Raw genomic sequence first — 211 nt, forward strand, 5'->3', positions numbered from 1 at the left:
TGGAAATGTTAGTGTTATCATGTTCGTGAATCTTTGAAATTAGGTTGTGTCTTAAGGCGAAAATTGAACGCCTACCTAAATCTACCAGCTTCACTTCTTCAGCTACATCTCCACCAACCACAAAATCTGGTTCAATTTTCTGAGCTTCAGATAAGGCAATCACCTGATTTGGCTCTTCTACTTCACCATCAGCCACAACAATACGGTTTCT

Annotated in this window: 1 protein-coding gene; it reads right to left on the reverse strand. The window is 39.8% G+C overall.

The genetic code is table 11. The features are described 5' to 3' along the window. Positions 1–211 (reverse strand): NusA N-terminal domain-containing protein (locus tag ACRHOC_RS15940; protein ID WP_431159531.1); only part of this gene is annotated, 211 nt, incomplete at both ends.

It is taken from the genome of Winogradskyella poriferorum (genome assembly GCF_050618035.1).
GTDB classification, from domain to species: domain Bacteria; phylum Bacteroidota; class Bacteroidia; order Flavobacteriales; family Flavobacteriaceae; genus Winogradskyella; species Winogradskyella poriferorum_A.